1 protein-coding gene is annotated in these 3,219 nt (G+C 45.9%); it reads right to left on the reverse strand.

Annotation, left to right across the window (positions count from 1 at the left end; all coding sequences use genetic code 11):
* Positions 1 to 2: 2 nt before the first annotated feature.
* On the reverse strand, positions 3 to 3,110 hold the full coding sequence (locus tag I2I04_RS05975; protein WP_195333880.1) for an N-6 DNA methylase: 3,108 nt from the start codon (positions 3,108 to 3,110) through the stop codon (positions 3 to 5).
* Positions 3,111 to 3,219 lie beyond the last annotated feature (109 nt).

Consider the following 3,219-nt stretch of genomic DNA (forward strand, 5'->3'; position numbering starts at 1 on the left):
GTTTACAGATCAAAACAAATGATTACTAAATAATTGAGTGATTTAATAGGAAACTCATAAAAGTTCTGATAATGGCACTCATCTACAAAAATATGGTCTATTCCCATTGTGTGGAAGTCCACAGCATCGTCTTTCCGATTATTGATTTTCATACGCAGTTCTTGTAATTTAGCCCCAAGGTTCTGTTTGCGCTTTTCTAATCCCTCCTGCATCTTTCCGCTACGGTAACGCATGGTGGACTGCTCCAAAAATTCAAGGTTACGTTCCACATCGGCAAGCTCTTCCGTGAATATATCTATCATGGTCTCTTCTGACTGCGGTATCTTGGCGAACTGGTCGTGGGTCAGTATGATGCAGTCCCAGTTGTTGTTCTTGATTTTTGAAAAGACCTCTTGCCTGTTGGCAAGGGTAAAATCTTCCTTGCCCGGATAGAGAACTTTGGCCGTAGGGTATGCCTTGCGGAACGTATCAGCAATTTCGTGCACATTCGCTTTCAGTCCGATAATAAGCGGCTTGTGTACCAGTCCGAGACGTTTCATTTCGTAAGCGGTAACACACATTATCATCGTCTTGCCTGTGCCTACCTCATGCCAACAGATACCGCCTCCGTTCTGCTTAATCATCCAGATAGCATCTTTCTGTGAGGGATAGAGGCTATCGTATGGAAATTGCCCGAAAGAGAGCTGCGGAAAGGTTTGTGCCGAACCGTCATAGTGCGGCCTAACATAGCAGTTGAAACGCTCGTTATATACCCTTACCAGCTCGTCCCGAACCTCTATCGGCTGCCTGTCAAGCCAGCAGTTGAAACGGTCTCTAATCTCCTGTATCTTGGTGGCTGCCTCTTGTATGGCTTCCTCGTCCGGCACACGCACCTTATCACCATTGCGGTATATCTTTTTCGTAATTTCGGGTACAGTATCATGCAGGGCATGAACAAACAAATCCTCACCGTTATAGTTGCGGACGAAATAGGTGTTGTAAGCCACCGGAGAGTAACTTTGCAGACGTACCATGTAGGTGTCGTTCACATCGAAATACATTACACTTGTCTCTACCTTGAAAAGTTCAGTTGCAAAATCGGCGTATAACTTTGTGTCAATCCAACGCTCGCCCATGTTAATATCGAGTTCCTCGTAGGGTATCGCTTCGGGTGTCGCATCCGCCAAAGCCCTTACAGCAGTTTCCGTCCAATCTTTTTCCCTGTCCGTGAGTTCGGACAAGTAAGAACCTATCTCCTTGCATTTGGCTATGACATTGCCTGAAAGGAACTTGCCTTTATGCTCCCACTCCCCGATAGCGGGATTGTAAAATATTTCACCTTTGAGGTCGCCGATGATTTCTTCCTCGGCACTGTCCGTGGACTGCATCAGGTAGTCCATATCAACCTTGCCGTAGAAATTCAAGCTGCTTGCCAACGCTTCAATCGGTGTCAGCCGTTTGTTCGGGTCTATCTTCTTGAACGCCACAGGTTCACGCATGATGTCGGACTTGACTAAATCTTTTCCAAGCTGCATTTCTATTGTAAAGACTTCCACACCGAGGCTGTCAAGCATGATAAACTCCTTGTTGTCGTTCTCGTGGAAACAGCCCCATTTGGCAACAAAGGCATCGTATCGGGCGTTCAGCTCTCTACGCAATCCGTTATCCTCTTTTTGTTCTTCCCTTTCTTTGATTGACAGTTCAAAGTATGCTTTGCGTATAGGAAAATAATCTTTCGCCCTATCTGTATTGACCTTACCCTCGTCCACCGGCACAAAATCAATGGCTACCTCTTGATAAAGACTTGATTTTCGATATTGGATAGTACCCACCTGGCCCTCAAACAGTACCATTGCGCCGTCTTTCATCCATGCTTCCACCCCATCCGTGTAGGCTCGTTTACCTTTTTCTACTTGTTTCATCGCTACATTCCCGAAAAGGGACATTTGCATATGTTCGCTGCCCTGTCCGTTCCCTGTGAAAAGACTTTTGCGGAAATATCGACCAAAGTCGAGTTTCAGCAGTGCGGCGAGATATTGCGACATGGCATTTTCATTTCCCTGCCATTGGTATTTGCGCACATATTTTCCGTATTGGTTCTGTACAATGCGGCTACCTGTTGCAAGGGTAGTTTTCGGCATGGTAAACAATTTGTTGGCGTATTCGGTCATTGTGCCTATGGCGTCCGCCTTTTCCCTGCCTACTTGTAAAAACAGTTGTTCCCGTTGTGAGAGTACCGTCTTGTGCGTGTGCTTTTGGAATATCAGCAGGTCACTGCCTACCTCTATACCGCTTGTCTGCATGAAAAGCATATCGGGCAGACGGATTGCACTTATCAGGTCTGCATGATTTACAAGATATTCACGCACGAACTTGTTACCGGGCGTGTCGGCTATGCCCCTCGATGTGATGAAAGCCAATAATCCACCCTCATTCAACAACTCCATCGCTTTGACAAAAAAGTAGTTGTGTATGGTCTTGGTGGCCTGTTCGTACATACCGCCTTTCTTCCACAGCTCCGCATCGAATACCCGGAAATTGCCAAACGGGATGTTGGAGGCTATGACATCGAAAGTTGTATGCTCAAAACCTTGTTCTCCAATGGTTTCAAATGCAGCCGTCCGTGTTAGCGTGTTCTCATGGAGCAGGGAAAGTATCATCCCCGAAATGAGATCTTTCTCAATGGCATAGTCATACGTGCCGGACATGGCTATAGGCAGAAAACCGCCTATACCTGCACTCGGTTCGAGAAATGAACGCATTTTGAGGCCGTTTTCGCTGAACGTGGCGTGTATCTGCCGCACCACTGCATCAACAAGGAATTTAGGAGTGTAAAATGCTGTCAGTACAGATGCTTTGATACCCTCTATGACATTGTGTCGCATGGGTTCTGTGAAATGAGGGTAAGCATTGATTAACTCCTGCAATCTTTGTATCGGTTCTTGCATATCACCACCTATGGGCTTGTCCGTACCTATATTCAACACTTCTTTGATACCCCCGAAACCAGAATATCGGGATAAAATTTCTTTTTCTTCCGCAGTGGCCTGCCTGCCTTGAACTTGGATTTTCATTGCCGTTTCTATGGCTTCCACGTTCGCTACCAATGATTTCAATTTGTTGTAACTCATAATTTAACCTTTCTTTTTTTCCCTTTTTTCGGCCTGTTTGCGACCTTTGGGATTTATTTTTCTGCCTCCAAAAGGTGGCGGAAACAATCTGACAAGGCTGATGCGGAAA

This window comes from Bacteroides sp. 1001136B_160425_E2, assembly GCF_015559655.1.
GTDB lineage: Bacteria > Bacteroidota > Bacteroidia > Bacteroidales > Bacteroidaceae > Bacteroides > Bacteroides luhongzhouii.

Bases quoted from the DNA above. Each gene is read 5' to 3' on its own strand.
- I2I04_RS05975 (WP_195333880.1), bottom strand. From the start codon at position 3,110: ATGAGTTACAACAAATTGAAATCATTGGTAGCGAACGTGGAAGCCATA.